This is a genomic window from Roseburia sp. AM23-20, from assembly GCF_003470905.1.
Classification (GTDB): Bacteria; Bacillota; Clostridia; order Lachnospirales; family Lachnospiraceae; genus Roseburia; species Roseburia rectibacter.
On the sequence record NZ_QRHS01000043.1, the window covers coordinates 1 to 1,653 of the forward strand.

The 1,653-nt window shown below is 39.7% G+C and carries 1 protein-coding gene; it reads left to right on the plus strand.

What is annotated here, in order from left to right:
- The first annotated feature begins 163 nt into the window (after positions 1 to 163).
- Positions 164 to 1,480, plus strand: a complete 1,317-nt coding sequence (locus DW650_RS18645; protein ID WP_118210811.1) for an IS1380 family transposase — start codon at positions 164 to 166, stop codon at positions 1,478 to 1,480.
- The last annotated feature ends 173 nt before the right edge of the window (positions 1,481 to 1,653 follow it).

Sequence of the window (1,653 nt, forward strand, 5' to 3'; positions counted from 1 at the left end):
CCTATATTATTCACGGCACAGCCGTGAAAGTGGCTGAAAACCACATAGTTTCTATATTTTAACTGAATATTGCTTTTCACCTATCAGATGAATGAAAAAAGAGCACCCATTTGTGGTAAAATTAAGGTGTCGAATCTTAAAAAATAACCCAAAGGAGCCCTTTATGAGTATTGTAAACACCTTAGCCTTAGAAAGCAATAGACAGATAAAAATAAATTTTGATGGAGGAGATCTCTCCTCCGATGCAGGTCTGCTTCTTATCAAAGAATTCATAAGCAAGCTTGGTATTGATAAGCTTTTAGACAAAACTTTCAAGACCAATGATCCTGCATTATTCAGATATCACACGGATCAGAAAAATCTGCTCCAGATGATATATATGATCATTGCCGGTTATTTCGAAGATGATGCTTCCGATGAACTGACCAATGATCCGGTATTCAAGTCTGTACTTGAAAAAGATGTGCTTGCATCACAGCCTACGGTATCGAGATTCTTTAACCGTATGGATGAAGATACCTTAAACCAGTTCCTTGCGATTGCCAGAGTGCTTCGGAAGAAAATTTACAGTATTCAGATGCCATCGGCTGTTATTCTGGATCTGGATTCCACCCTTCTTGATGCATACGGCAGACAGGAAGGCAGAGCCTTTAACTTTCATTATCAAAGCAATGGTTATCATCCGCTTGTCTGTTATGACGGAATGACTGGAGATCTGATAAAAGTACAGCTTCGTGATGGAACACAGTATTCCTGTACAGGAGTGGTTGACTTCCTGCAGCCGATACTGGATGAATACCAGAATGATTATCCTGCAATCCGTATTCTGCTTCGTGGTGATAGTGGTTTTGCGACTCCTGATCTTTATAAGCAGTGCGAAGAAAACGGCACAAGCTATGTGATCCGGCTGAAGGAGAATGGTCTTCTCCGTGAAAAAGCATCCTATTTTGTGGATGAACTTAATGAAATCACCAGAAATAACAAAGTGGATTATGCGGTAGTTTATGGTGAATTCATGTACAAAGCAAAGTCATGGCCTTATGAAAGGCGTGTGGTATGCAAGGTTGAAAAGCCGGAAAACCAGATGGTTTACATGTACACATTTGTTGTCACAAACATGGATTCCGCACCAGAGTATCTTATCAAATTTTACTGCAAGCGAGGTCTGATGGAAAACTTTATCAAAGAAAGCAAATCCGGTTTTGATTTTGCTTCCGTAAGCAGTCATACCAGAATCGTAAATGCAAACAGACTTCAGGTACACGCTCTTGCGTATAACATATTTAATTGGTTTAGACGATTGGCGTTATCAGCAAACATGCGAAAACAACGCATAGATACCGTCCGTTTAAAACTGCTGAAGATTGCTGCAAAAGTAATTCGTTCAGCAAGATATATCACATTCAAGCTGTGTAGCAGCTGCCCTTATAAGAATGAATTCTATGAGACACTTTCAAATATCGGTAAGCTGAATGTATAGCTGGAATAGCAACTATTAACGAACCTTGACAGCTTAATAACCGCTCAGAACTCTGCTACAGGGATTTTATACCCTTTTTGGAGATTGGTTGAGCGATGTTTAGGCTACATGGGTCAATTTGGGGATTCATGGTACAGTTATCAGTTCAGATACTGTTCCGTGAATAATTCAGG

Excerpts from the sequence above, each read along its gene's own strand:
- DW650_RS18645 (WP_118210811.1), top strand. The coding sequence starts at position 164 with ATGAGTATTGTAAACACCTTAGCCTTAGAAAGCAATAGACAGATAAAA.